Annotated in this window: 25 protein-coding genes; 14 read left to right on the forward strand and 11 right to left on the reverse strand. The window is 65.8% G+C overall.

All coding sequences use genetic code 11. The features are described from left to right. Nucleotides 1-10: 10 nt before the first annotated feature. Complete coding sequence (locus ACVW17_RS17425) at nt 11-559, reverse strand: cupin domain-containing protein (protein ID WP_018273259.1); 549 nt, start codon at nt 557-559, stop codon at nt 11-13. A 159-nt stretch (nt 560-718) separates the two neighbouring features. Between ACVW17_RS17425 and ACVW17_RS17430 the strand changes: the two genes are divergently transcribed. The 3 genes from ACVW17_RS17430 to ACVW17_RS17440 all read left to right on the forward strand — a co-directional run bounded on the left by ACVW17_RS17430 (nt 719) and on the right by ACVW17_RS17440 (nt 3,966). Further along, nucleotides 719-2,047, forward strand: coding sequence for an aminotransferase class III-fold pyridoxal phosphate-dependent enzyme (locus ACVW17_RS17430; protein ID WP_456797702.1), 1,329 nt, complete (start codon nt 719-721; stop codon nt 2,045-2,047). 106 nt (nt 2,048-2,153) lie between these two features. After that, nucleotides 2,154-3,419, forward strand: a complete 1,266-nt coding sequence (locus tag ACVW17_RS17435) for a D-amino acid dehydrogenase (RefSeq protein ID WP_456797703.1) — start codon at nt 2,154-2,156, stop codon at nt 3,417-3,419. Nucleotides 3,420-3,519: 100 nt separating this feature from the next. Beyond that, nucleotides 3,520-3,966 (forward strand): GNAT family N-acetyltransferase, encoded by a 447-nt coding sequence (locus ACVW17_RS17440; RefSeq protein ID WP_456797704.1) that lies wholly within the window; start codon nt 3,520-3,522, stop codon nt 3,964-3,966. Between the two features lie 15 nt (nt 3,967-3,981). Here ACVW17_RS17440 and ACVW17_RS17445 read toward each other — a convergent pair whose 3' ends face one another. After that, a complete protein-coding gene (locus ACVW17_RS17445; RefSeq protein WP_456797705.1) occupies nt 3,982-7,116 on the reverse strand; it encodes a multidrug efflux RND transporter permease subunit in 3,135 nt (1,044 codons plus the stop codon). Here ACVW17_RS17445 and ACVW17_RS17450 point away from each other — a divergent pair. Together ACVW17_RS17450 and ACVW17_RS17455 are read left to right on the forward strand one after the other, a co-directional pair. Then, entirely contained in the window at nt 7,103-7,513 is a 411-nt protein-coding gene (locus tag ACVW17_RS17450) for a hypothetical protein (protein WP_456797706.1), read from the forward strand. The two genes, ACVW17_RS17445 and ACVW17_RS17450, sit on opposite strands and share 14 nt — an antisense overlap. Before the next feature lie 55 nt (nt 7,514-7,568). After that, entirely contained in the window at nt 7,569-7,925 is a 357-nt protein-coding gene (locus tag ACVW17_RS17455; RefSeq protein ID WP_456797707.1) for a hypothetical protein, read from the forward strand. A 105-nt stretch (nt 7,926-8,030) separates the two neighbouring features. Here ACVW17_RS17455 and ACVW17_RS17460 read toward each other — a convergent pair whose 3' ends face one another. Next, entirely contained in the window at nt 8,031-8,678 is a 648-nt protein-coding gene (locus ACVW17_RS17460; protein WP_456797708.1) for a TetR/AcrR family transcriptional regulator, read from the reverse strand. Nucleotides 8,679-8,831: 153 nt separating this feature from the next. Here ACVW17_RS17460 and ACVW17_RS17465 point away from each other — a divergent pair, with 153 nt between their 5' ends. The 3 genes from ACVW17_RS17465 to ACVW17_RS17475 are packed head-to-tail and all read left to right on the forward strand — an operon-like array spanning nt 8,832 to nt 12,643. After that, entirely contained in the window at nt 8,832-9,329 is a 498-nt protein-coding gene (locus tag ACVW17_RS17465) for a (2Fe-2S)-binding protein (protein WP_456797709.1), read from the forward strand. After that, on the forward strand, nt 9,326-10,372 hold the full coding sequence (locus tag ACVW17_RS17470) for an FAD binding domain-containing protein (protein ID WP_456797710.1): 1,047 nt from the start codon (nt 9,326-9,328) through the stop codon (nt 10,370-10,372). The genes ACVW17_RS17465 and ACVW17_RS17470 overlap by 4 nt, the downstream gene beginning before the upstream one ends. Before the next feature lie 3 nt (nt 10,373-10,375). Continuing rightward, the gene (locus tag ACVW17_RS17475) at nt 10,376-12,643 is read left to right on the forward strand and encodes a xanthine dehydrogenase family protein molybdopterin-binding subunit (RefSeq protein WP_456797711.1); all 2,268 of its coding nucleotides are present in this window, start codon (nt 10,376-10,378) and stop codon (nt 12,641-12,643) included. Nucleotides 12,644-12,754: 111 nt separating this feature from the next. Here the strand turns inward: ACVW17_RS17475 and ACVW17_RS17480 are convergent, their stop codons facing one another. Beyond that, nucleotides 12,755-13,432, reverse strand: coding sequence for a cupin domain-containing protein (locus tag ACVW17_RS17480; protein WP_456753029.1), 678 nt, complete (start codon nt 13,430-13,432; stop codon nt 12,755-12,757). Nucleotides 13,433-13,596: 164 nt separating this feature from the next. On the opposite strand from ACVW17_RS17480, the gene ACVW17_RS17485 reads away from it, so the two are divergent. The 4 genes from ACVW17_RS17485 to ACVW17_RS17500 all read left to right on the forward strand — a co-directional run bounded on the left by ACVW17_RS17485 (nt 13,597) and on the right by ACVW17_RS17500 (nt 17,237). After that, nucleotides 13,597-14,364, forward strand: coding sequence for an ABC transporter substrate-binding protein (locus tag ACVW17_RS17485; protein ID WP_456753030.1), 768 nt, complete (start codon nt 13,597-13,599; stop codon nt 14,362-14,364). A 184-nt stretch (nt 14,365-14,548) separates the two neighbouring features. Beyond that, nucleotides 14,549-15,202: an amino acid ABC transporter permease gene (locus ACVW17_RS17490; RefSeq protein WP_456753031.1), complete on the forward strand. Its 654-nt coding sequence runs from the start codon at nt 14,549-14,551 to the stop codon at nt 15,200-15,202. Next, nucleotides 15,199-15,930, forward strand: a complete 732-nt coding sequence (locus tag ACVW17_RS17495) for an amino acid ABC transporter ATP-binding protein (RefSeq protein ID WP_456753032.1) — start codon at nt 15,199-15,201, stop codon at nt 15,928-15,930. The genes ACVW17_RS17490 and ACVW17_RS17495 overlap by 4 nt, the downstream gene beginning before the upstream one ends. 14 nt (nt 15,931-15,944) lie before the next feature. Beyond that, nucleotides 15,945-17,237, forward strand: a complete 1,293-nt coding sequence (locus ACVW17_RS17500) for an NAD(P)/FAD-dependent oxidoreductase (protein ID WP_456753033.1) — start codon at nt 15,945-15,947, stop codon at nt 17,235-17,237. Nucleotides 17,238-17,309: 72 nt separating this feature from the next. Here the strand turns inward: ACVW17_RS17500 and ACVW17_RS17505 are convergent, their stop codons facing one another. Together ACVW17_RS17505 and ACVW17_RS17510 are read right to left on the reverse strand one after the other, a co-directional pair. Then, on the reverse strand, nt 17,310-17,624 hold the full coding sequence (locus ACVW17_RS17505) for an NIPSNAP family protein (protein ID WP_456753034.1): 315 nt from the start codon (nt 17,622-17,624) through the stop codon (nt 17,310-17,312). An 823-nt stretch (nt 17,625-18,447) separates the two neighbouring features. Then, entirely contained in the window at nt 18,448-20,037 is a 1,590-nt protein-coding gene (locus ACVW17_RS17510; RefSeq protein ID WP_456797712.1) for a gamma-glutamyltransferase, read from the reverse strand. A gap of 123 nt (nt 20,038-20,160) precedes the next feature. On the opposite strand from ACVW17_RS17510, the gene ACVW17_RS17515 reads away from it, so the two are divergent. Then, entirely contained in the window at nt 20,161-20,934 is a 774-nt protein-coding gene (locus tag ACVW17_RS17515) for an enoyl-CoA hydratase-related protein (protein WP_456753036.1), read from the forward strand. 18 nt (nt 20,935-20,952) lie between these two features. Here the strand turns inward: ACVW17_RS17515 and ACVW17_RS17520 are convergent, their stop codons facing one another. Beyond that, on the reverse strand, nt 20,953-21,966 hold the full coding sequence (locus ACVW17_RS17520; protein WP_456753037.1) for a zinc-dependent alcohol dehydrogenase family protein: 1,014 nt from the start codon (nt 21,964-21,966) through the stop codon (nt 20,953-20,955). A 203-nt stretch (nt 21,967-22,169) separates the two neighbouring features. On the opposite strand from ACVW17_RS17520, the gene ACVW17_RS17525 reads away from it, so the two are divergent. Continuing rightward, the gene (locus ACVW17_RS17525) at nt 22,170-23,036 is read left to right on the forward strand and encodes a DUF2066 domain-containing protein (RefSeq protein ID WP_456753038.1); all 867 of its coding nucleotides are present in this window, start codon (nt 22,170-22,172) and stop codon (nt 23,034-23,036) included. Nucleotides 23,037-23,053: 17 nt separating this feature from the next. Here ACVW17_RS17525 and ACVW17_RS17530 read toward each other — a convergent pair whose 3' ends face one another. From ACVW17_RS17530 to ACVW17_RS17545, 4 genes are all read right to left on the reverse strand, one after another. Then, nucleotides 23,054-24,007 carry a helix-turn-helix domain-containing protein gene (locus ACVW17_RS17530; RefSeq protein ID WP_456797713.1) on the reverse strand — a complete coding sequence of 318 codons (954 nt, stop codon included), beginning with the start codon at nt 24,005-24,007 and terminating at the stop codon, nt 23,054-23,056. 102 nt (nt 24,008-24,109) lie between these two features. Beyond that, complete coding sequence (locus ACVW17_RS17535) at nt 24,110-24,391, reverse strand: hypothetical protein (RefSeq protein WP_021079000.1); 282 nt, start codon at nt 24,389-24,391, stop codon at nt 24,110-24,112. A gap of 147 nt (nt 24,392-24,538) precedes the next feature. Then, a complete protein-coding gene (locus ACVW17_RS17540; protein WP_456797714.1) occupies nt 24,539-25,132 on the reverse strand; it encodes a MarR family winged helix-turn-helix transcriptional regulator in 594 nt (197 codons plus the stop codon). Then, nucleotides 25,129-26,442 (reverse strand): MFS transporter, encoded by a 1,314-nt coding sequence (locus ACVW17_RS17545; RefSeq protein WP_456797715.1) that lies wholly within the window; start codon nt 26,440-26,442, stop codon nt 25,129-25,131. The genes ACVW17_RS17540 and ACVW17_RS17545 overlap by 4 nt, the downstream gene beginning before the upstream one ends. Nucleotides 26,443-26,448: the final 6 nt, after the last annotated feature.

Genomic DNA, 26,448 nt, shown 5'->3' on the forward strand with positions numbered 1-26,448 from the left:
CGCGCCGGGTTCAAAATGTCGGCGGCGTGCAGGCCGAGATCACCTCGCACGGCTTCGCGCCGATGCAGCGGAAGCGGTGCGGGCGGCGGCTCTCGAAATAATAGGCGTCGCCGGCGTTGAGCACGCGCCGCTCGTCGTCGACGGTGACCTCGAGCCGGCCCGAGACCACGATGCCGCCTTCCTCACCCTCATGCACCAGCGGCACCCGCCCGGTGTCGCTGCCGGGCTCATAGCGCTCTTTCAGGATCTGCAATGCGCGTCCGAACAGGCTGTCGCCGATCTGGAGGTAGGAGATCGGTTTCTTGCCGATCTCGGTCAGCTCGTCGGCGCGGTAGAACGCCTTGCGCGGCCGCTCCGGCTCGATCGCGAAGAATTCGGCGAGCCCCATCGGGATGCCGTCGAGGATCCGCTTCAGCGCGCCGACCGACGGGTTCATCTGGTTGGATTCGATCAGCGAAATCGTCGAATTGGTGACGCCGGAGCGCTTGGCGAGCTCGCGCTGCGACAGCTTGTGCCGTGCGCGGATGAATCGCAGCCGTCCGCCGATATCGACGCTCATGACAATTCCCTTGGCAAGCCGCTGTTGCAGGTGTTGCGGATCGAACAAATAGTCGCAGACCGCCTCAACAAGATCAATGGCTTGTACTGCGGCAGAAAAGGACTTGTTGAGTGCTGGGAAGCGTGGTCCGACTATGGAAACCCATAATGGAGCGCCGCCGTGACCGTTCATCAAATTCCGAACACCATCAAGACCGACTCGTTCTGGATGCCCTTCACGGCCAACCGGCAGTTCAAGAAAGCGCCGCGGCTGTTCTCGTCCGCCAAGGGCATGTACTACACCTCGGTCGACGGCCGGCAGGTGATCGACGGCTCCGCCGGCCTGTGGTGCGTCAACGCCGGTCATGGTCGCCCGCAGATCGCGGCCGCGGTCGAGCGGCAGCTCTCCACGCTGGACTTCGCCCCCTCGTTCAACATGGGCCACCCGCTGGCGTTCGATTTCGCCGAGCGTCTCGCCGAGATCGCCCCGAAGGGGCTGGACCGGATCTTCTTCACGAACTCGGGCTCTGAATCGGTCGACACCGCGCTGAAGATCGCGCTGGCCTATCACCGCGCCGCCGGCCAGCCGACCCGCACCCGCCTGATCGGCCGCGAGCGCGGCTACCACGGCGTCGGCTTCGGCGGCATGTCGGTCGGCGGCATGGTCGCCAACCGCCGCCAGTTCGCGACCCATCTGCCCGGTGTCGACCACATCCGCCATACCCATAATCTCGCCCGCAACGCCTTCGCCAAGGACCAGCCGGATCATGGCGCCGAGCTCGCCGACGATGTCGAGCGGATGGTCGCGCTGCATGGTGCCGACACCATCGCGGCCGTCATCGTCGAGCCCGTGCCGGGCTCGACCGCGGTGCTGCCGGCGCCGAAGGGCTATCTGCAGCGCCTGCGCGAGCTCTGCACCAAGCACGGCATCCTCCTGATCTTCGACGAGGTCATCACCGGCTTCGGCCGTCTCGGCACCCCGTTCGCCGCCAATTTCTACGGCGTGACGCCCGACATGATGACGACCGCCAAGGGCATCACCAACGGCACCGTGCCGTGCGGCGCGGTGTTCGCCAGCCGCCAGGTCCATGACGGCCTGATGGTCGGCCCCGACAACGCCATGGAGCTGTTCCACGGCTACACCTATTCGGCGCATCCGGTGGCCTGCGCGGCGGGTCTCGCCACGCTCGACATCTACAAGGACGAGGGTCTCCTGACCCGCGGCGCTTCGATCGCCGACTACTGGCGCGATGCGCTGCATTCGCTGAAGGGCCTGCCGAACGTCGTCGACATCCGCAACCAGGGCCTGATGGGTGCGGTCGAACTCGCGCCGCGTGACGGCGTCGTCGGCGCGCGCGGCTATGACGTGATGGTCGATTGCTTCAACAGCGGTCTTTACTTCCGCATGAGCGGCGACTCGCTGGCGTTGTCGCCGCCTTTGATCGTCGAGAAGTCGCATATCGACGACATCGTCTCGATCCTCGGCGACTCGATCAAGCGCGTGGCCTGATAATTGCTAGCTGATTTCTAGCTAGCTCTACAAATTGCTGTCGCCGTTGCGAAGCAGAGTGGTTTCGCAGCGGCGATTGCGTTTTCGCTGCAGGATGTGAAGAAAAGTGAAGGTCCTTGTTCTCGGCAGTGGCGTGATCGGCGTCACCTCCGCCTATTATCTCGCGCGTGCAGGCCATGAGGTGACGGTGATCGACCGCCAGCCGAAGCCCGCGCTTGAAACCTCCTTCGCCAATGCCGGCGAGGTCTCGCCGGGCTATTCGTCGCCCTGGGCTGGTCCCGGCGTGCCGGTGAAGGCGGTGAAGTGGCTGTTGATGAAGCACGGCCCGCTGGTGATCCGCCCGAAGCTCGATCCCGTGATGTGGCTGTGGCTCTTGAAGATGCTGCGCAACTGCACCACGGAGCGTTACGCGGTGAACAAGAGCCGGATGATCCCGATCGCCGAATACAGCCGCGACTGTCTGCAGGCGCTGCGCAGCGAGATCGGCATCCGCTACGACGAGCGCGCACAGGGCACGTTGCAGCTGTTTCGTTATCAATCGCAGCTCGATGGCACCGGCGACGACATCGCGGTGCTGAAGCAGTACGGCGTGCCGTTCGAGGTGCTCGACCGCGAGGGCTGCATCAGAGCCGAGCCGGCGCTCGCCGGCGTCAAGCAGAAGTTCGCCGGCGGCTTGCGCCTGCCGCATGACGAGACCGGCGACTGCCACATGTTCACGCAGGCCCTGGCGCTGGAAGCCGAGAAGCTCGGCGTGCGCTTCAACTTCAATGTCGGCATCGACGGATTGAACGCCGACGCAACCCGCATCACCGGCGTTGCGACCAGCGCCGGCGTGATGACCGCGGACGCCTATGTGCTGGCGCTCGGCAGCTACTCGCCGCATCTGGTGCGGCCGCTCGGCATCTCGTTGCCGGTCTATCCGGTGAAAGGCTATTCGATCACGGTACCGATCAAGGACGCGTCCGGCGCGCCGGAATCGACCGTGATGGACGAGAGCTACAAGGTCGCGATCACGCGGCTCGGCGATCGCATCCGCGTCGGCGGCACCGCCGAGATCTCAGGCTATTCGACCAAGCTCTATGCAGCGCGGCGCGCGACGTTGGATCATTCGCTGACCGACCTGTTTCCGCGCGGCGGCGATCTCGCCAAGGCGACGTTCTGGTGCGGCCTCCGCCCGATGACGCCGGACGGCCCGCCGGTGATCGGCGCGACGCGCTACGCCAATCTGCATCTCAACACCGGCCACGGCACGCTCGGCTGGACCATGGCCTGCGGCTCGGGCCGGGTGCTGGCCGACATGCTCTCCGGGAAGACGCCCGAGATCGACACCAAGGACCTGTCGATCAGACGCTACGATGTCAGGTTCGGGTAACGGCTCGATCAAACGTAGCCCGGATGAGCCAACGGCTTGCGCGAACGCGCGCCCCGTTGGCTCATGCGGGCTACGGTGGCTCGATCAGAGGAAAGTGCGAATGCCGATGCCGCAGATGCTTGCCGACTACGAGATATCAGCCGATCCAAAGCGCCTCGACTTCGAGCTCATTCACAGCTTCCTGGCGCAGGAGAGCTATTGGTCGCAGGGCATTCCGAAATCGACCGTGGCGCGCGCGATCGCAAATTCGCTCTGCTTCGGCGTCTATCAGGGCACGGCGCAGGTCGGCTTTGCGCGTGTCGTCACCGACAAGGCCACCTTCGCATTGCTCGCCGACGTGTTTGTCCTCGAAGCCCATCGCGGCAAGGGCCTGTCGAAGCGGCTGATGCGCAGCGTCGTCGAGCATCAGGACCTGCAGGGCCTGCGTCGCTTCCTGCTGCTGACCTCGGACGCCCATGGATTGTACAGCCAGTTCGGGTTCGAGCCGATCGGCAACCCGTCGCGTTTCATGGAGATCCTCCGGCCGGATATCTATCGCGCGCGTTGATGGCTTCGTCAGTCGTCATTCGGCAGCGTTCCTGATCGTCGGCGGTTCTTCGTCGCGGTCGGTTCTTTTCGCCGTCCAGTTCGACAGCGCGTTCGAGAGCCGGTCGAGATAGAGGTACACGACCGGCGTGGTGAACAGGGTGAGTGCCTGGCTCACGAGCAGGCCGCCGACCATCGCATAGCCGAGCGGCTGGCGGATTTCCGATCCCGTTCCGGTGCCCAGCATCAGCGGGACGCCGCCGAGCAGGGCTGCCATCGTCGTCATCATGATCGGGCGGAAGCGCAGCAGCGCCGCCTTGCGGATCGATTCCTGCGGCGACAGATGCTCCTCGCGTTCGGCGGCGATCGCGAAGTCGACCATCATGATGCCGTTCTTCTTCACGATCCCGATCAGGAGGATGATGCCGATCAGGGCGATCAGGCTGAAGTCGAATCCGAACGCCATCAGGATCGCCAGAGCACCGACCCCGGCCGATGGGAGCGTGGACAGGATCGTGAGCGGATGGATATAGCTTTCGTAGAGAATGCCGAGGATCAGATAGACCACGACCAGTGCGGCCACGATCAAGAGCGGCACCGAACTCAGCGATTGCTGGAAGGCCTGCGCGGTGCCCTGGAAGCTTGAACTGAGCGTGGCCGGGGCGCCGAGATCGGCGACGGCGTTCTGAATGGCATCGGTCGCCTGGCCGAGCGCGACGCCTTCCCCGAGATTGAAGCTGATCGTGGTCGCAGGAAACTGCCCTTGATGGGCGATCGCGAGCGGGCGCACCGGAACCGTCGTCCACTTGGCGAACACGGAGAGCGGCACTTCGTCGCCCGTCGTCGGTGACTTGATGTAGAGCTTGTTGAGCGTGTCGAGCTTGCCCTGCAGTTCGGGGAGGATCTCCAGGATGACATGGTAGCTGTTGAGCTGAGTGAAGTATTGGGCCACCTGGCGCTGGCCGAACGCGTCGTATAGCGTGTCGTCGATCAATTGCGGCTGGATGCCGAAACGCGACGCGGTGTCGCGATCGATGGTCATCGTCACCGTCGTGCCCTCGGTCTGCTGGTCGGTGGCGACGTCGCGCAGTTCGGGCAGGGTCTTCATTTTTGCCAGGATCTTGGGCGCCCATTCGTTCAGCTCGGCGAGGTTGGCGTCCTGCAGCGTGTATTCGAATTGCGTCCGCGTGGCGCGGCCGCCGAGCCGGACATCCTGCGACGCCTGCATATAGAGGCGCGCGCCCTCGACCGCTTCGAGCTTCGGCCGCAGCCGCGCGATGATCTGCTGCGCGTTGGCGTTGCGCTCTTCGTGCGGTTTCAGCGTGATGTACATGCGGCCCGAGTTCAGCGCGGTGCCGCCGCCGCCGATGAACTCAGCCATGCTCTCGACCGCGGGATCGGCCCGGACGATCCTGCTGAGCTCCTCCTGATGCTGCTTCATGTCGGCAAACGAGATGTCCTGGGCCATCTCCGAGACGGCGTTCAGGAAGCCGTTGTCCTGTTGCGGGAAGAAGCCCTTGGGGATGATCACGAACAAGTAGACCGACACTGCGACCGTCGCGAAGAAGATGCACAGCGTGGTCCGGCTCCAGCGCAGCGCCAGGTCGAGCCCGCGTTCATAGCCACGCAGCATCCGGTCGAATGCCGCCTCGCTCCATTGGTAGAGCCGGCCGTGCCTGGCTTCGCCATGCGCACGCAGGAAGCGCGATGCCATCATCGGCGTCAGCGTCAGCGACACCACCAGTGAAACGAAGATCGCCATCGCGAGCGTCACCGCGAACTCGCGGAACAGGCGGCCGATCACGCCGCCCATCAACAGCAGCGGGATCAGCACCGCGACCAATGAGATGCTGATCGACAGGATCGTGAACCCGATCTCGCCGGCGCCCTGGAATGCCGCGGCGAGCGGCCGCATGCCCTGCTCGACATATCGCGTGATGTTTTCCAGCATGACGATGGCGTCGTCCACCACGAATCCGACCGCAATCGTCAGCGCCATCAGCGACAGGTTGTCGAGCGTATAGCCGAACACCCACATCAGCGCGCAGGCGCCGAGCAGCGCGAGCGGCACGGTGACGGCGGGAATCACCGTGGCCCAGAAGCTGCGCAGGAAGATGAAGATCACCATCACGACCAGAACGATGGTGATCAGCAGCGTGATCTGCACGTCCTCCACCGCGGCACGGATGGTCAGTGTCCGATCGCTGATGATCTTGATCTTGATGGCCGGCGGGATCGCGGCGATCAGCCTCGGAAGTTGCGCCTTGATCCGGTCGACCGTGCCGATGACATTGGCGCCGGGCTGCTTGAAGATGACCAGGAACACGCCGCGTTTGCCGTCAGCCCAGGCGGCCTGCTTCATGTCTTCCGGCCCGGCGACGGCTTGGCCGATGTCGCGAATCCGCAACGGGCCGCCGTTGCGGTAGGCGACGATGACATCATTCCAGTCCTTGGCCTCCGTGAGCTGATCATTGGCGTAGACCGTGTAGGCGCGTGTCGTGCCGTCGATGTTGCCCTTCGGACTGTCGACCGTCGTGATCGCGATCTGGCTGCGGATGTCTTCCAGCGAAAGCCCCTTGGCGACCAGCTTGGCGGGATCGATCTGCACGCGGATGGCGGGCTTCTGCTGCCCGCCGATGAACACCTGGGCGACGCCCGAGATCTGGCTGATCTGCTGGCCGAGCTGGGCGTCGACCGCATCGCTCACCTTGATCAGCGGCAAGGTGTCCGAGGTCGCCGACAACAGCAGGATCGGCGAGTCCGCCGGATTGACCTTGCGATAGGTCGGCGGCGAGGGCAGGTTCTTCGGCAGCTGGCCGCCTGCGGCATTGATCGCGGCCTGGATGTCGTTAGCGGCGCCGTCGATGTTGCGGTTCAGGTCGAACTGAATGGTCACCGCGGTCGAGCCGAGCGAGCTCGTCGAGGTCATCTGCGCAATGCCTGGAATCTGCGCGAACTGCCGCTCCAGCGGCTGCGCGACGGAAGACGCCATGGTTTCAGGGCTGGCGCCGGGCAAGCTCGCGGAGATCTGGATGGTCGGAAAGTCGACCTGCGGCAGCGGCGCGACCGGCAGCAGCGGATAGGCCACCATGCCGACGAACAGAATGCCGGCCATCAGCAGCGACGTGCCGATCGGGTAGCGGATAAACGGAGATGAGATGCTCTCGTTCATTTCTGCAATCCAAATGAACGGCAGGCGCATCTTTTCCCGAATGCCGGGAGTCGTCCTCGAAAGCTCGAGCGCGAACGCGCGTTTTCCTCGCCATGGCCGATCGGCAGATCGCGGAGCCGAGCTTCGCGTCTACCTGTTTTTCGCCAGCATAATCATTCTCAGGGACGGCGCGCGAATGGAAACGTCAAATGGCCCATTCGACCTTCGTTCAATCGTCGGAATCCGTGCAGTTGCACAAGATATATCTGATTACGATATAGTTACAGAAGCTGGTTGGTCCGGCGGTGTTGCCAAGTACACTTTCTTCTGCCTCATCCAACGCAGTCTCGCGCTGGCCGCCGAGAGCCCGGTCATGTTCCTCGTCCCATGGGAGCCGGACGCGCGTCCGACCGCCTAGGAACGATGGCCTCGCGGAACCCGTTGCTCCGATTCGAACCAGGAAAGGAGTTCACATGAAGAAACTGGCAACGATCGGGTTGGCGGCGGCAATGATGCTATCAACGTCACTCGCCTTTGCGCAGGGCGGTGGTGGCTCAGGAGGCGGATCGGCCGGCGGCGCGGGTGCGGGCGCGGGAACGGGAAGTTCGGGCACAGGAACCGGCACCGGCTCTTCGGGCACCGGCGGCACCACCGGCATGGGAACGGGCTCGGGAATGAGCAATCCGCCCGGCAGCACCACCGGCAACATGAACAGCCCGAACACTTCGACGCCGAATTACTCGACCGATCCGAATAACAACTCCGCGACCGGCACCGGGACGTCGAACTTGCCGGGCAACAACAGCGGAACGCGGACCAATCCGCGGTGATCGCGAGAGCCCCGCCTCAGGCATGATCCGGAAAAGTGCGAAGCGGTTTTCCGAAAAGATCATGCCCAACAAGGAGCTGAAGCGCGATGACGATTGAACTTCATGTCATCGCGCTTTGCGCGGGGCTTTTCGTTCTGCCTTCTTCGCAGGCCTTGCCGCTGCCGCTTTCGCTGCCGGCTGCACCCGCAAGCCGTCCACGAACACATCCAGGAGCCTGAGCGCGTTTGTCTGCCAGCCCGGCTGGTCGTGCATGTAGCACATGCCGATCAGCGCGCGCAGTACGTCCTCGGCGCTGATGTCGTCGCGGATCGCGCCGGCTGCGACCGCGCGCGCGAGCAGGGTGCCGATCGCCTTGGTCAGGCGATCGAACGAATAGGCGTGCAGCTCGGTCGAGCCGGCCGCGACCAGCGCAAGCGCCGAGACCATGCCCTTCTTGGTGGCGACGAATTCCACATTGGCGCGCAGCCAGCGCCGCAGCGCCGCGACCGGCTCGGGGGCGTTCTGCAATTGCTCGGCCAGATCGCCGAGCTGCTCGACCTCGCGGCGATAGACCGCCTCATACAGCGCCTCGCGGGTCGGGAAGTGGCGATACAGCGTGCCGATGCCAACGCCGGCATGGCGCGCCACGGCCTCCAGGCTCGCCTCGCTGCCGCCGGCCGAGAACACGGCCTTGGCGGCTTCCAGCACGCGCTCGCGATTGCGCACCGCATCGGCGCGCGGCTTGCGGACAATTTCTGGTGACGAGCCGGCCATCCTTTTTCTTTTCCCCTCCCTTGTAAACGGAGGATGCCTCCGTATATGGCGACCAGCACCGGGCCTGACAAGGCGCGCCGACCCATGGATCGGCGGCCACGGGTTCGCGCTGCCTCGGTTCAACCCGACCATACACGGATCGGAGCGCCTTGCATGAATCTCCCACTCAGTCTCACCATCAACGGCGTCCGTCGGGAAATGGTCCTCGACGACCCCCGCGTCACGCTGCTGGACCTGCTGCGCGAGCGGCTCGACCTCACCGGAACCAAGAAGGGATGCGACCGCGGCCAGTGCGGCGCCTGCACCATCCTGGTCGACGGCCGCCGCATCAATTCCTGCCTCGCGCTTGCCGTCAGCCATGACGGCGCCGAGATCACCACGATCGAAGGCGTCGCGCGCGGCGGCGAGCTGCATCCGGTGCAGGCCGCCTTCATCGCCCATGACGGCTTCCAGTGCGGCTTCTGCACCCCGGGCCAGATCATGAGCGGCATCGGCCTGATCCAGGAGGGACAGGCGGGCTCCGACCCGGAGCGGGTGCGCGAATGCATGAGCGGCAATCTCTGCCGCTGCGGCGCCTATCAGGGCATCACCGAAGCCGTGCTCGAGGCCCAATCCAACATGACCGCCAGCAGGCAGAGGCGCTCCGCATGATGAACTTCGATTATGTCAGGCCCGCCAATGTCGCGGACGCGATCGCGGCGGCTTCCGAAAAGGGCGCGAGCTATCTCGCCTCCGGCACCAATCTGCTCGACCTGATGAAGGGCGGCGTCAGCCGGCCGAGCCGCCTGGTCGACGTCACGCATCTGCCCGGGCTCGATCGCATCGAACGTCTCGCCGACGGTTCGCTTCGCATCGGCGCGCTGGTGCGCAACGCCGATCTCGCGCATGACGCGGAGTTCGCGCGCAACTATCCGGCGGTCGCCGAGGCGCTGCTGTCAGGTGCATCCGCCCAGCTGCGCAACGCCGCCACCGTCGGCGGCAACCTGATGCAGCGGACGCGCTGCGCCTATTTCTACGACGCCGGCAGCGCCTGCAACCGGCGCTGGCCGGGCGCCGGCTGCGACGCGCTGCAGGGCGAGAACCGCCTGCACGCGGTGCTCGGCTGGAGCGAGGGCTGCATCGCGACCCACCCGTCGGATTTCTGCGTGCCGCTGGTGGCGCTCGATGCGATCGTCGAGATCGAGGGCAAGGGCGGCCGGCGCGAGCTGCCGCTGGAGGCGCTGCATCGTCTGCCCGGCGATGCGCCGGAGCGCGAGACCGCGCTGGAGCAGGGCGATTTGATCGTCGCGCTGCGGCTGCCGGCCGATGCGAACAGCTTCGCCGCGCATGCGCGCTACATCAAGGTCCGCGAGCGCACGTCCTATGCCTTCGCCGTGGTCTCGGCCGCAGCTAGCTTGCGCATCGAGGACGGCCGGATCCGCGAGGCGCGACTGGCGCTCGGCGGCGTCGCCGCAAAACCGTGGCGTTCGCGGGAGGCCGAACAGGTGCTCGCAGGCGTTGCGCCCGATGCCGCGGCTTGCCGCGAGGCGGCGCGCGCCGCGTTGTCGGAGGCAAAACCGTCCGGCGACAACGCCTTCAAGATCGAGCTCGCGCAACGTATCGTCGTGCGCGCGCTCACCCTTGCCGCCGCAGGCACGCCGGACCGCATTGCCGCGCTGCCGGGCTCTCCCTTCTCATCCGTTGCAGGAGCGTAACGCATGACGGTTGAACTCAATCTGACCCGCGACCCCGCCCATCTCAGGCACGGCTCGAACATCGGCCAGCCGCTGACCCGCACCGAAGGCGTGCTGAAGGTGACGGGCAAGGCGCGTTATGCCGCGGACAATCATCCGCCCGGCATGGTCTATGCCGTGATCGCGACCAGCTGCATCGCGCGTGGCCGCGTCAAATCGCTCGATGTCGCCGCCGCCAAGCGCCATCCCGGCGTGATCGACGTGATGACGCCGGCGCACAAGCCGGAACTTGCTGAAGACCCGGACGCCAAGGGCAACCCGTTCGCGTTCCGCATGGAACTGCTGCAGAGCGACGAGGTGCGCTACGCCAACCAGGCGATCGCGGTGGTGATCGCCGAGACGCTGGAGGCCGCCACCGAAGGCGCGGCGCTGCTGTCGCCGCGCTACCAGGTCGAGATCGCACGCGTCGGCCTCGACGCCACCGAGGCCTATGTGCCGCCGGTGGTCGGGATCGGCAATCCCGCCGAAGTCCGCCACGGCGACATCGATGCGGGCTTCGCCGCGGCCTCGAAACGGATCGATGCGACCTACCAGACGCCGGCGCAATATCACAACGCGATGGAGCCGCACGCGATCGTCGCGGTGTGGGACGGCGACCGCCTGTTCCTGGACACGCCGAGCCAGGGCATGGCGATGGCGCAGATGCGGATCGCCGGGCTGTTCGGAATTCCGCCCGGCAACATCCACATCAACAGCCCGTTCCTCGGCGGCGGCTTCGGCTCCAAGGGGCTGGTCTCCGGGCCGCAGGTGCTCGGCGTCATGGCGGCGAAGCTGGTCGGGCGTCCGGTCAAGCTGGTGCTGCGGCGAAGCCAGATGTATGGCCCGGTCGGCCATCGTTCGGCGACGAGGCAGCGCATCCGGATCGGCAGCGACGATGCAGGCCTCTTGACCGCGATCGATCACGAGGCGCGCATCACGACGTCGAGCTTCGACGATTTCTACGAGCCCGCCGCCGACGCCTCGCACACGCTCTATGCCAGCCCTGCGATCCGCACCGCGCATGAAGCGGTGCGCGTCGACACCGGCACGCCGCTGTTCATGCGCGCCCCGGGCGAGGCCACCGGATCGATCGTGCTGGAAAGCGCGATCGACGAGGCGGCGTTCGCCTGCGGCATCGATCCCTTGGAATTCCGGCTGAAGAACTACGCCGAGGTCGAGCCGACCACCGGCAAGCCGTTCTCCTCCAAGGCGCTGCGCCAGTGCTACGCGAGAGCGGCCGAACGTTTCGGCTGGGCGGGACGTCCGCTGCAACCCAGGCAGATGCGCGACGACAACGGCTTTCTGGTCGGCTGGGGCATGGGCACCGCGACATTCCCGGCGCTGATGTTCCAGGGCAATGCCCGCGCCGTGATCCGCGCCGACGGGCGCGGCGTGATGGAGAGCGGCGCGCATGACATGGGGCAGGGCGCCTGGACCGCACTGGCGCAGATCTCGGCCGATGCGCTCGCGCTCGATCTCGATCAGATATCGTTCCGCTCGGGCACCTCCGATCTGCCGGATGCCGGCATCGCCGGGGGTTCGGCGCATACCGCAACGGTCGGCGCCGCGATCCACAATGCCGGTGCGGCCGTGATCGCAAAACTCGCCGAGCTTGCGACCTCGGACCAGCGCTCGCCGCTGTTCGGCGCCGGCAATGCCGGCGTGGTGGCGCGGGCCGGGCGGCTGCACCGACGCGACGACGATGCACGCAGCGAGAGCTATGCCGAGATCCTGGCGCGCGCCGGCGTCGCCGAGGTCGAGGCCTCCGGCACCGGCGCGGCCGATCCTGCCGCGCAATCGCAATATGCGATGCACGCGCATGGCGCGGTGTTCGCCGAGGTCAAGGTCGATCCCGAGCTCGGCCAGATCCGCGCCACCCGGCTGGTCGGTGCGTTCGCCGCCGGCCGCATCATCAATCCGCTGATGGTCTCGAGCCAGCTCCGCGGCGGCATGATCTGGGGCCTCTCCTTTGCGCTGCACGAGGAGGCGGTGATGGACCATCGTTCGGGGCGCATCCTCAATGCCAACCTCGCCGAGTATCATGTGCCCGTGAATGTCGACGTGCCGCCGATGGAGGTCATCACGGTCGACGAGCACGATCCGCACGTCAATCCGCTCGGCATCAAGGGCGTCGGCGAGATCGGCATCACCGGCAGCGCCGGCGCCGTCGCCAACGCCGTGTTCCACGCCACCGGCATCCGCGTGCGCAATTTCCCGATCAAGATCGAGGACGTCGTGATGGGGTTGAGGTGATGCGGCGTGACGTGAGGGCTCCGCAATAACAGGTGTCGTCCCGGCCTAGTGCGCAATTGCGCACTAGGCCGGGACGACGTGGGATAGCCTTCGCCGGGACGACGTGGGGCCTTACCCCGCCGCCGTCACGCAATTCACCCACAGCACCACGGCCTTGGCATCGCGCGCCGGATTGGAGAAGCGATGCGGCCGCCGGCTGGCAAATCTAAAACTGTCGCCTTGCTTCAGCGTCCAGGTCTCGGTGTCGACCGTCAGCGTCATCTCGCCCTGAAGCACGAGGCCGGCTTCCTCGCCGTCATGGGTGTAGAACTCGTCGCCGGTGTTGCCGCCGGGGTCGAGATGCACCAGGAACAGATTGAGCCGGCTCTCGCTGCCGGCGGGGCTCAGCAGCTGCTTTGAAATGCCGGTGCGCCACAGCTTCAGCTCGGCGCGCTGCACCTCGCGGGTCACGACGCCGCCGGCGCCACCGTCTTTCGGCGTAGCGCCGAACAGCGCGGCGATGCCGACGCCGAGCACGTCGGCGAGCGTCGCCAGCACGCGCAGCGACGGCGACGACAGACCGCGCTCGATCTGGCTGACGAAGCCGATCGACAGCTCGGTGCGCGCGGCGACCGCCTCCAGCGACATTGCCTTGTCGCGGCGCAGGTCGCGGATCCGGCGGCCGACCGCGAGATCCATCGCGGGCTCGGCCGGCTTCTTGTCCAGCTTCTTGACGGGCTTTTTGGCCGTGCGGCGGGCTGTCACGGGCTTCGCTGCCGCGCCTTTGCGCAATCTCCTGCTGCCGCTCACGTCAGTCCGCTTCCTTCATGTGCATGAAAACCGCTTGCATTGGCCGCGGTTTCGTGACCACAATTTCATATTGGTGAAAATAGGCCGGAACGGCGTCGCCCGCAACCCAAAGCGCTGACACAGCGGGCGCAGCGGCACCGGGGCCGATCTCGGGAGGTGGTGCGATGTCCTTTCAGCGTTTCGTCCAGGCCGCGGTCGCGGCGCTTGCCCTTGCCGTGAGCGCGCCGTCGCCGGCGCAGCAGGTGCTCAAGGTCGGATCGACGCCGACCGGCATCCCCTTCACCTTCCTCGACACCAAGACCAACTCGATCCAGGGCATCATGGTCGATCTCGCCACCGAGATCGGCAAGGATGCCGGCTTTACCGTGCAGATCGAGCCGATGCAGTTCTCCGCGCTGATCCCTTCGCTGACATCGAACAAGATCGACATCATCGCCGCCGCGATGTTCGCCACCGCCGCGCGCAAGGAGGTGATCGACTTCTCCGAGCCGGTCTACACCTATGGCGAGGGCCTCGTGGTGCCGAAGTCCGACACCAAGGCTTACGCCTCGCAGGAGGATCTGAAGGGCACGGTGGTCGGCGCCCAGGTCGGCACTGCGTTCGTCGACGCGCTGAAGAAGACCGGGCTGTTCAGCGAGGTCAAGGTCTACGACACCATTCCCGACATCCTGCGCGATGTGAATGCCGGCCGCCTCAAGGCGGGCTTCGCCGATTATCCGATCCTCGCCTACAATCTGCAGCAGGGCAATTTCGCCGACGTCCGGCTGGTCGACGGCTACAAGCCGGTCACCGTCGGTACCGTCGCGATCGGCGTGCGCAAGAGCGACACCGAACTGCTCGCCAAGATCAACGCATCGCTGGCGAAGCTGAAGGCCAACGGCACGATCGCGAAGATCCTGGAGAAATGGGGCCAGAAGGGCGGCGCGTCGTGAGCGTGCGCGACTGAACCTGCCGGGCTACGCAAGGTCAATGACCGCTCATCCTGAGGAGCGGCGTCTTCGCCGCGTCTCGAAGGATGCACGGCCCGGCCGGTGGCCGTCGACCCTTCGAGACGCGCTGCGCGCTCCTCAGGGCGACGGAATATTCAGCCGGTGACGGAACAGATACGTAGAGCCGATGCAAAAATTCTTCCATGACGCCGTCGAGTTCGTGCCGATCCTGTTGCAGGGTGTCTGGCTGACCATCGTCGTCACCGTCGGCTCGCTGCTGCTGTCGACCGTGCTCGGCTTGGTGTGGGCGCTGATGCGGGTGTCCGGCATCCGCGTTTTCGTTGGCCTCAGCGCCGCGCTGATCAATGTGATCCGCGGCATCCCGATCATCGTGCTGCTGTTCTACATCTATTTCGTGATGCCGGATTTCGGCATTGCGCTGTCGGCGTTGCAGGCTGCGATCATCGGGCTCGGCATCGCCTATTCGGCCTATCAGGCGGAAAATTTCCGCGCCGGCATCGAGGCGATCGACAAGGGCCAGATCGAGGCGGCGCAGACCATCGGGATGGGCTGGTGGCTCACGATGCGCCGCGTGGTGCTGCCGCAGGCGGTGCGGATCATCCTGCCGCCCTACGGCAACATCATGATCATGATGCTGAAGGATTCCTCGCAGGCCTCGACCATCACGGTCGCCGAGCTCGCATTGCAGGGCAAGCTGATCGCCTCCTCGACCTTCAAGAACACCAGCGTGTTCACGCTGGTGGCGCTGATGTATCTTACCATGAGCATCCCGCTCATCCTGCTGGTTCGGCACTTCGAGAATAAGGCGAACCGCAAATGATCGACCTCAACGACGTCCACAAGAGCTTTGGCAAGGTCGAGGTGCTGAAGGGCATCACCGCTTCGGTCGCCAGGAGCGAGGTGGTCTGCATCATCGGCCCGTCCGGCTCCGGCAAGTCGACCATCCTGCGCTGCATCAACGGGCTCGAGAGCTACGACCGCGGCGAGATCAGCGTCGAGGGCGCGCGCGTCGACAGCAACGACCGCTCGATCGTAGCGATCCGCACCCAGGTCTCGATGGTGTTCCAGCGCTTCAACCTGTTTCCGCATCGCACCGCGCTCGAGAACGTCATCGAAGGGCCGCTCTATGTGAAGAAGGAGCCGCGCGAGCAGGCGATCGCGCGCGGCCGCGCGCTGCTCGCGCAGGTCGGCCTCGCCGACAAGGCCGAGGTGCATCCGCCAAAACTCTCCGGCGGCCAGCAGCAGCGCGTCGCGATCGCGCGGGCGCTGGCGATGCAGCCGAAAGCGATCCTGTTCGACGAGCCGACCTCCGCGCTGGATCCCGAGCTGGTCGGCGAGGTGCTGTCGGTGATGCGCAAGCTCGCCGACGACGGCATGACCATGGTCGTCGTCACCCACGAGATGGGTTTTGCCCGCGACGTCGCCGACCGCGTGCTGTTCATCGACGGCGGCGTCATCGTCGAGCAGGGCGCCGCCAAATCCGTCCTCAACCAACCGCAGCACCCGCGCACCCAGGATTTCCTGCGCCGCGTGCTGCATCCGTTGTGATCCGGTCTCCTGCAATGAACGCTTCCACCCGCCTTCCTCTCCCGCCGAGCCTTTACGCCGACACCGCGGTGGAGGCGACGCCGACACCACCGCTGGTGTCGGACAAGAACGTGCCGGTCGCGATCGTCGGCGGCGGCTTCACCGGTCTGTCGACTGCGCTGCATCTCGCCGAGCAGGGCGTGCTCGCCACCGTGCTGGAAGCGCAGGAGCCGGGCTGGGGCGCCTCCGGCAACAATGGCGGGCAGACCAATCCCGGGCTGAAGCACGACCCCGACCGGATCGAAGAGGATTTCGGCGCCGATCTCGGCCGCCGCATGATCGAATTCTCCTACGGCACCACGAACTTCACGCATGACCTGATCCGCCGCTACCAGATTCCGTGCGAGGCGCGGCAGAACGGTACGCTGCGCGCCGCCTACAACGAGGCCAGCGCGGCCGCGATCGCGACGACGGCGCAGCAGTGCATCCGGCGCGGCATGCCGGTGAAGCTGCTCGACGCCGCCGAGCTGCGCGCAATGACCGGCAGCGATCGCTATCTCTGCGCGATGCTCGATGCCCGCGGCGGCGATCTGCATCCGCTGAGCTACGCCCGGGGCCTGGCGCGCGCCGCGATCGGGGCGGGCGTTGCCGTCCATGGCGAGACGCCGGCGCTGCGGCTGCGCCGTGACGGCGGCCGCTGGCGGATCGAGACCCCGCGCGCCGTCGTGCACGCCGACAAGGTGCTGCTCGCGACCAACGGCTTTACCGATGATCTCTGGCCGGCGCTTCGCCGCAGCATCGTGCCGGTGTTCTCGTCGATCGCAGCGACTGCGCCGCTGCCCGAGGAGATCGCGCGCGCGATCATGCCGGGCCGCCCGGTGCTCTACGAGAGCGGCCACATCACGGTGTACTACCGCATCGACCAGCACAACCGGCTATTGATGGGCGGCCGCGGTCCGATGCGCTGGATCAGCAAGCCGACCGACGTCGCCTATCTGATCCGCTACGCCGAGCGGCTGTGGCCGCAGCTCAAGGGCATGAGCTGGACCCACGGCTGGAACAGCCGCCTCGCCATCACCCCCGATCATTATCCGCATGTGCACGAGCCGGCGGAGAATCTCCTGATCTCGCTTGGCTGCAACGGCCGCGGTGTCGCGCTCTCGACCGCAATGGGCGCGCAACTCGCCCGCCGCCTGATCGGCGGGCCGAAGGCCGAGATCGACATGCCGGTGACCGGCATCAAGCCGATGCCGATGCACGCGTTCTGGCGGGTCGGCGTCACCGCCGCGGTGCTCACCGGGCGGGTGCGGGACAAGCTCGGGGTGTAGGCGATGGACATCGCGAGGTGATAGAGCAACGCGGTCGATCGGGGCGACTGATCGCGCGGCAGGTCTCAGACCTCAAGCCGCCTTCGGAAACAACGGCCGGAAGAACGACCGATCATAGCGCGTGAAGCAGCCGGTCTCCTTTGCGAAGGCAATCGCCTTCTGAACGTCGGGATCGGCGGCGGAATCCTTTCGATACTGCTCGTAGGCGGCGAAGCTCGGAAAGCTGAACATCGCCAACGCGACGTCGCTTGCGCCTTCTGATGGCAGGAAGTAGCCGTGATGGATGCCGCCAAACCGCGGCAGCAGCTCGAGCCACATGGCAGCGTAAGCTTCGAACTCGGCGAGTTTGCCCAGCCTGACCTCATAGCGCAGGTAACAGGTAATCATTCCGCAATGCTCCAATCCATCGTTGACCAGGGCCCCTCACTATAGCGCAGCGGCGGAGTTCTCACCACGCAGCGGTGTTCGCCCGATAGTGTTGCCCATTCGACACGACGGGCAACTCAGCAAAACCTGTCAATCACCGTTCGCGAAAATATTTCGCTTTATCCGAAGCACAATTCGGTGTATGAATTTCCAGTCTCGCCCGATCGAGGGGCGCTTCGCGGTCGTCACGAACGCGGGTCGAGATGCGGTGGACGCCGATTGCGCAGTTGACGAACGCGCATGAGGCGGACGGCGAAGTCGTGCAGGCCTGACGCCCTAGTGGTAGGTGTCTCTTCCGATTGCGCGAACGCGCGTTGCGAAGACGGTGACAACAAAGCCCAGTCTCGCCGGGGAGAGCACGTATAAGCCGTAAGCCATCGCGCAGGGAAAGCCGGATTGCTCCGGTTACACCTGTGGTCCTACCCCCGAGCTTTCTACCCTTTTGCTCGGGGCCCATGGGTGCGATCGGCACCCGGCTTTCCCTGCGCCCTCACTGAGAGGAGGGCGGAACGAGATGCAAAACTTCGGACAGATGATGTCGCGAGAACGCGAAGCCTGCGTCCTCATTCACACTGTCATCGCCCGGCTCACCGCCTCCGCTGAAGCTTCGGCGAGCCCAAGACCGCAAGCCCCGTCGAAGCCTTGGCGAAGACGGGAGGGCGATCCAGTACGCCGCGGCTTCTCGGCTCAAGCATTACTGCCTCTGGAATACTGGATCACCCGCTTTCGCGGGTGATGACACCGAGAGTGTGGCCAATTGAATCGAGAAACTTCCTCAGCGTCGTCATCCCTCCGCCACCGCATCGCTCCACGGATGAAACGGCTCGCTGGCGCCGCTGTTTGTGGTGCCATCGCGCAGCACGATGCTGGGGCAGGCGAACTTCTTCGGTTGGGTCTGGATGCGCGCCTCCTCATAGTCGAAGCGGCCGCGCAGCGCGTCACGCACGGTTTGCGGCAGGCGCACATCGCCGATCACCACAGCGCCCTCGCTGGCGTCGATCCGCGGCTGATGGATCGCGGCATCGAGATCCATGCCGAAATCCATCACGAACGACAACAGCTGCGACACCGCAGGCAGGATGCGGCGGCCGCCCGATGCGCCGGCGGCAAGCCGGCGGCCATCGGCGGCTTCCGCCACCACGGGCGTGTAGTTGGTCAGGCAGCGCTTGCCGGGCGCCAGCGAGTTCGGCGCGCCCTGCGTCGGATCGAACCACATGATGCCGTTGTTCATGGTGAGGCCGGTGTTCGGCGTCACGAATCTGGATCCGAAGGTCGACAGCAGCGTCTGCGTCACTGCGGCCATGTTGCCGTCGCGGTCGACTGCGGAGAAATGCGTGGTGCAGCTCGGTGCGATCGCCTCGGCCCCGAGCGCGCGGCGGCCGTCGACATCGCCCATGTCCTTCAGCCGTTCGCGATAGGCGGCTTGCAGCGCTTCGGCATAGGCCGCGTAGGCGACCGCATCCGGCCCGCCCTGCGCCGGCGCGAGCGCCTTCTGCAACAGGCCGAGCGTGCGCGCCATGGTCGGACCCGCGGTCAGTTCCGGCGTCGCATAGACCGTGCCGCCGCGATAGGGGATCTTCAGCGGCTCGCGCAGATGGGTGCGGAACGACGCGAGATCGCGCACCGACAGCGCGCCGCCTGCGGCCTGGATGTCGTCGGCGATGCTGCGCGCCAGATCGCCCTGGTAGAAATCGCGCGGCCCCGCGGCGGCGAGCTGCGCCATCGTCGCCTTCAGCCTGTCCTGCGGCATGCGGACCACGGACTTGATGCCCCACGGCGCGCTCGGCGGCAGGCCGTCCTGCAGATAGGCCGCGGCGCTCGCGGGATAGCGCCGCAGATCGGCGGCGGAGCTGGCGATCATCGCGGTGGTCCACCAATCGACCAGCAGGCCCTCGCCGGCGAGCCTGACGCTTGGCGCCAGCAACTCCTTCCACGGCAGTTTGGCGTGGCGGCGATGCGCCTCCTCCATGCCGGCGACGACGCCTGGCACGGCGATCGAGCCGGGACCGTGCAGATTGCGGTCGTCCTTGACCCGCGCCCAGGGGAACAGGTCGGAGGCCGCGCCGCCGGTCAGCGGATAATCCTCGATGCGCAGGCCGTCGGGCGCACGCATGCCGTAGTCGATCACCTCGACGCGGTTCTCCCTGGCGCGGTACAGCACCATGGCGCCGCCGCCGCCGGCGCCGCTCATCCACGGCTCCAGCACGCCGAGCGCGAAGGTGGTTGCAATGACCGCGTCGACGCAATCGCCGCCCGCTGCCAATACCTCCGCGCCGACCTCGGCCGCCCTGCGCGACTGCGCCGCGACGATGCCGCCCTTGGCCTGGACGGCGGGTTTACGGATCACTTGCGAGTTGGAGAACTGGTCGGACATGGCGTTGCTTTCGCTGTTCTTGTTGCGGGCGGGGCACGTTGGCGTAGCATGCCAAGCATGGCACATTAAGCGCAATAGAGCGGCACGATAAGCACAATAACAAGCAATTCCAGGGAGAGGAAAATGAGCAGTGTGACGCGCGAACGGGACGGCAAGGTCGGCATTCTGACGCTGAATGATCCCGCCAGCCTGAACGCGATGACGCCGGAATTGCTCGGCGATCTCGCGCGCGCCGTCGGCGAGATGAGCATCGATCCTGCCGTCCGCGCGCTGGTGCTGACCGGGGCGGGACGCGGCTTCTGCTCGGGGCAGAACCTCAAGGCGTTCAACTCGCTCGGCGACAACATCTACATCGGCGTGATGAGGCATTATTGGCCGGCGATGCAGGCCTTGCGCGAATGCCGCACGCCGGTGGTGGTCGCGGTCAACGGCGTCGCCGCCGGCGGCGGCTTCAGCCTCGCGATGTCCGGCGACATCATCCTGGCCGCGCGCTCGGCGAGCTTCATCCAGGTGTTCAGCCGGATCGGCCTGGTGCCCGATCTCGGCTCGACCTGGCTGCTGCCGCGGCTGGTCGGCCGTCAGCGTGCGCTCGATTTGATGCTGCTCAACGAGCCGCTGTCGGCAGAGCGGGCCAAGGAGTGGGGCCTGGTGCGCGATGTCGTCGACGACGCAAAGCTGCTCGACGAAGCCAGAGCGCTCGCCGGCCGCCTCGCCGACGGCCCGACCCGCGCGCTGGTCGCGACGCGGCAACTGCTCGAGGAAAGCGAGCACACGAGCTATGCCGACCAGTTCCGCCGCGAGATCGAATTGCAGCAGGTGATCCGCGAGAGCGCCGACGCGAAGGAGGGCCGCCAGGCTTTCGTCGAGAAGCGCAAGGCCCAGTTCACGGGAAGGTAGTCCTTGATCGCAGGTACGCTAGCCGATCGCAATCGCGACCTTGCCGAAATGCGCGCCGCTCGCCATGTGGGCGAACGCATCCTTGACCTGGTCGAAAGCGAACACCTTGTCGATCACGGGCTTGACGCCGTGCATGCCGATGCCGTCGCACAGCGCCTGCAGATCCTCGATCGAGCCGACGGTGACGCCCTGCAGCCGTTGCTGCTGCATCACCATCAGCGGCAGCCGCGAATCGGACGAGGCGGGACCGGCAAGCACGCCGATGAAGGCAATGGTGCCGCCGATCCGGGTGGCGCGGATCGACTCGTTCAGCGTCCCGACGCCGCCGACCTCGACCACGAGATCGACGCCGCGCCCGGTTACTTCGCGCGCCTTCTTGCCCCAGTCGGGCGTGGTCTTGTAGTTGAGCGTGACATCGGCGCCGAGTTGCTTGAGCCGCTCGATCTTGGCGTCGCTGGACGAGGTCGCGATGACGCGGGCGCCGCACATCCTGGCGAATTGCAGCGCGAACAGCGAGACGCCGCCGGTGCCCTGGGTCAGCACCGTCTGTCCCGGCTTGATGCCGCCGAGCTTGACCACCGCGCTCCACGCCGTGAGCCCGGCGCATGGCAGTGCCGCGGCCTCGATGTCGCTGAGATGCTCCGGCGTGCGCACCAGCGCATGCGCCGCAAACACGCGGTACTCGGTCAGCACGCCGTCAACGCTGCCGCCGAGTGCGGCGCGCATCCGCGCCTCGCTCGGCTCGCCGCCGAGCCAGCTTTCGAAGAAGCTGCCGATCACGCGGTCGCCGGGCGCGAAATTCTTTACGCCGGCGCCGACCGCCTCGACCACACCGGCGCCGTCGGAGACCGGCACCAGCGGAAATTTCTGGCGCGAGCCGTAGCCGCCCTTGACCGTGAGCAGGTCGCGATAGTTCAGCGTCGCTGCCTTCAGCCGCACCAGGACCTCTCCGGGGCCGGCCTGCGGAATCGGCTTGTCGACCAGCGCCAGCGCATCGACGCCGCCGGGGCCTTGCAACTCGTAGCATTTCACGGGACGTCTCCTGCTGACTGTTCTCATCTTGGGCGACGCAACCACCGCCGCTGTGCATCCGCTCAGCATATGTCAGGCTTGCCGCGCGTGACCAGAGCGCGCGGCGGGGCCAATGGAATGGCGCCCATGCCTGAACGTGTTGGCGCCCGCGGAAAATACCGCCAATCTGTACCGGACGGTGCAGCGACCGTGCGGAGGTGACCATGGCAGGCTTGCTTGAGACGACACTCAATCCGCTTGCCGCGCTCGCGCGCGGCATGGTTCGAGCGCTGCTTGCCGCCGCGTTGATCTGTTGCGGTGCTGCGATGGCGGCGGACGACAGCCTCTATCGGGCGCAGACCGTGGTCACCGGCCAGGGTGAGCCGAACCGGATCATCGGCTTCGCTGCATGCCTCGAGGACGTCCTGATCAAGGTCTCCGGTCAGCCGGCACTCGCAGGCGACCACAGGTTGGCCGCGTACAAATCGAAGGCCAAGGCGTTCGTCAGCAGTTTCGACTATCACGACCAGTATGCCGGCAAGCCGCATCATGACGAGCAGGGCACCCGCGACCGGCCCTACGACCTGACGGTTGCTTTCGACGAAAGCAAGATCGACGGCATTCTCGCCAAGCTCGGCCTCAAGCCGTGGCGGTCGCAGCGTCCGGTGCTCGGCATCTTCGTCGAGATGCAGCACGGTCCGAAGGATTACATCGTTAGTTCGGACGGCACGCAATCTGATTTGCAGCGCGACGCGCTGGCGGCGGCGGCCGGCAAGCGCGGCATGCGCGTCGTGCTGCCGGCCGCCGCGGCGTTGACGAGCGCCAGCCTCAGCGCAGGCGAGCTCTTGAAGATGCCGCCGGCGAAGCTGGCGGCGATCGTCGCGCCGCAGGGCGGCGAGGCCGTCCTGATCGGACGGCTGGTCTGGGACGACAACGATCTCGGCTGGGTCACGCAATGGCGGATGGCCTGGCACGGCCGGGACTACAAATGGCAGTTCCGCGGCGTCACCTTCGATGAAGCGTTCCGCCGCGGCATCGGCGGCGCCGCGCAGGTGTTGTCCGGCAACGGCGATCCCGGGCGGTCGAAATGAGCTTGCGCGAAAACGCTCTAGCCGGCGTAGCCGAGCGTTTGCGACGGATATTCCCCGAACATCGCGCGGTAGTATTGCGAGAAGCGGCCGAGTTCGATGAAACCCTGTTCGATCGCGACCTTGGAGACGGTGGTTTGCTCCGGCGTGCTTTCGCGCAGGATCGAGCGGATCGTGCACAGCCGCTTGTAGCGCAGGAACGTCACCGGGCCGACGCCGAACACCTCGTGAAAGGCGCGGTGCAGACTGCGTCGCGACAGCCGCAGCTCGGTGCAGATTTCCGAGACATGGACCGGGCGGGTGCCGGCGGCGTGCAGATAGTCCTCGACATCGCGCACCAGCTTCATCGCCGACGGCAAATAGCTCGATCCGTCCGGCGGCAGCGAGGTGACGACCGTTGCCGTCACGCAATCGACGATCGCGCGCTTCCAGAATTCGGCCGACGTCTGCGACAATGCGTCCGGATAGCGCGCGAGATGCGCGATGATCTGCGGCAGCCTGTCCGCCCCGGCCATGCCGACGGTAGGGTCGGCGCGGAAGTGGTTCTTCGCGCTCCATGTCTCGGCATCGGCCAGCCGCGGCTCGCCGCCGAAGACGTCGGGCAGATCGGCCATGTCGAAGCGAATCGCCGCATAGGACGAGGCCTTGTGAAAGACGCCGTCATGCTCGACCAGCGGAGGAATCACCAGCACGTCGGCCGGCTGCATGTCGAAGGCAAAATGCGTGACGCGGTCGGTGGCGTTCAGCAGCATTCCGATGATCAGCTTGGGATCGGTCGAGATGCGCTGGGTGCGGACCCCGACGTTGAATGCACCGATGCTGAGCGAGAAATCGCCGATCCCGACATGGGACAGCGTGCCGCGCAGCTTGCCGCGTTCAAGCTGCATGACCTCGACATGCGAGCCTTTCACGGCATCGTGGAGTCCCTCGAAGCCATGAAGCTCGCCGGTATGAACCGTCAGGTGCTCGCCCATATCCACGCTCGCAATATAGCGCGATTGGCCGAATCATATCAAATGCTTGGAGCCTGCACAAAGTGTCCCCCGCGCCGGCTCACCAGGCCGCGGTGCCGGTGGCTACGCCGCCATCAGTTGCTCAAGTGCAACAGCCTGCTCGCGAGTCTGGAATGCGATGGCGGTGTGCGTGAAGCCCGACGAGGCCTGGGTCTGCGCGATGTGGTTGAGCACCTCGTTGCCCTTGACCACGTGAAGATCCATGCCAGGGCCGGCCGGGAAGATGCCGAGAACGACGTCGTAGGCATCGACGATCGCCTTCAGGGCGCCACCCTTGTCTTCCGAGGCGTCGATGAAGATACGAACATCCGCGGCGATACTACGAAGTTCGTCAAAGTCGATCACTGGAAGTCTCCTATACGCAACTCACTGATCGATTCTTGCTACAACTTGCTTACTGAAACATAAATTACGGCCGGTTCCCCTGTGCACTCACCGCCACGTGACTCGTATTTCGATCCGCGCGATCGCCGTCGTCCCGGCCTGCCGCTTTCAGGTGCTGCGCGGCGGCGTTCGCTTCGCAATCCGCTTGACCGGTGCGTGGGCCGGCACGGTCTCTCCGGGCTGGTCGGCCATGTGAGGAATGCGCTGCTCGATGTGATCGACGACACGGAAGAAGGCATCGAGCGCCTTGGCGTCGAGGCCGGCTGTGAGGTTGCTGTGCCGGCGCAGGATTTCGTCGAGGCTGCGGTCGAGCAGCGCGACGCCCTCGGCCGTGAGCCGGATCTCGGTCCGGTTCCGGGCGCTGCCGCGAACCGGGGTCAGCTCGATCAGTCCCTTCTTCTTCAGCGACGTGGTCTCGCGGCTGACGACGGCCTTGTCGAGCTGCGCGTTGGTCCAGATGTCGTAGGCGCTGGCGGGCTCATGCTCCCTGAGGAACGACAGCACCCGCCACTCCGCCAGCGACACGCCATAGGCCTGCGGGAAGAACGCGTTGGCGTTGGCGCGCAGCTTCGCGACCAGGCTCGACAGCACGGTCGGCACGTAGCGCTCGAAATCGATCACCAGTTCGGAGCGCGCGTCCTCCTGCGGGGCGCGGCGCGGGGCAGCGGGCTTGGTACGGCTTGTGGCAGTCCGGCTTGTCATTCTTTCACGAGCTGGGAGCGGGCGATCAAGACCAGGACCGCCGCGAGGAGGAGAACGCCTGTTACCACGAGGAATCCGGTGGTGAAACTGCCCGAGGCGTCCTTGGCGCGTCCGATCACGATCGGGATCGTCGCACCGCCGATGCTTCCGATGGTGCTGACAAGGCCGATCGCGCCCGGCGCGCTCTGCCGTGACATGTAGGACTGCGGGATGGTCCAGAACACGGCCTGCGTGCCGTAGACGCCGACATTGGCGACCATGAACCCGATGATGATCCAGGCGGGCGATGTCGAGAAGGCGGCGATCGCGAAGCCCGCGGCCGCGATCACGAAGGTCATCGCCGCATAATGGAAGCGTTCGCCGACATGGTCGGAGTGGCGCGACAACGCGATCATGCCGATCAGCCCGGCGATCGGCGGGATCGCGGTGACGAAGCCGACCTGCGAATTCGGCAGGCCGAACGACTTGATGATCTGCGGCAGCCAGGGGAACAGCGAGGCCAGCCCGCAGAACAAGCCGAAATTGCACAGGCCGAACAGCAGCACCATCGGCTTGGTGACGGTCCGCAGCACGCCCTCGGCATGCACCACGCCGGTCGCCTTGGCGTCGCGCTCCAGCGCACCGGTCAGCCAGTTGCGCTGTGCGGCCGACAGCCAGCTCGCCTGCTGCGGGCGGTCGGTCAGGTAGAAGATGCCGACGATCCCCAGGATGATCGGCGGCATGCCTTCCAGGATGAACAGCCATTTCCAGCCCGAAATGCCGAAAAATCCGTTGAGCTCGAGGATCGCGCCCGAGATCAGCGAGGCGAAGATGTAGGAAATCGGCACCGCATAATTGAACATCGCGTTGTAGCGGGCGCGGTAGCTGAACGGAAACCAGAGGCTCAGCAACAGCATCACGCCGGGAAACAGGCCGGACTCGGCAAAGCCCAGGAAGCCGCGGAACGTATAAACGCTGAGCGGGCCCTGGGTGAAGGCCATCAGCACCGTGGCGATGCCCCACAGGATCGCGATCCGCGTCAGCGTGATCCGTGCGCCGTATTTGGCGAGGATCAGATTGCTCGGGATCTCGAAGATCGAATAGGTGAGGTACATGATCCCGACCGCGATGCCGAACTTCTCGGCATTGAGCCCGAGCTCCTTGTTCATCTGCAGCGCGGCAAAGGAGATGTTGCCGCGGTCGAGAATGGCCAGGAAGTACATCGCCATCACGAACCACATCAGGCGCAGCGCGACCTTGCGGATCGCGGTGCGTTCGATCTCCGGATCGGCGGTCGCGATCGCCGCCTTGTCCATCACGACTTCGCTCATTGCCGT

Source organism: Bradyrhizobium sp. USDA 4473, from assembly GCF_054063335.1.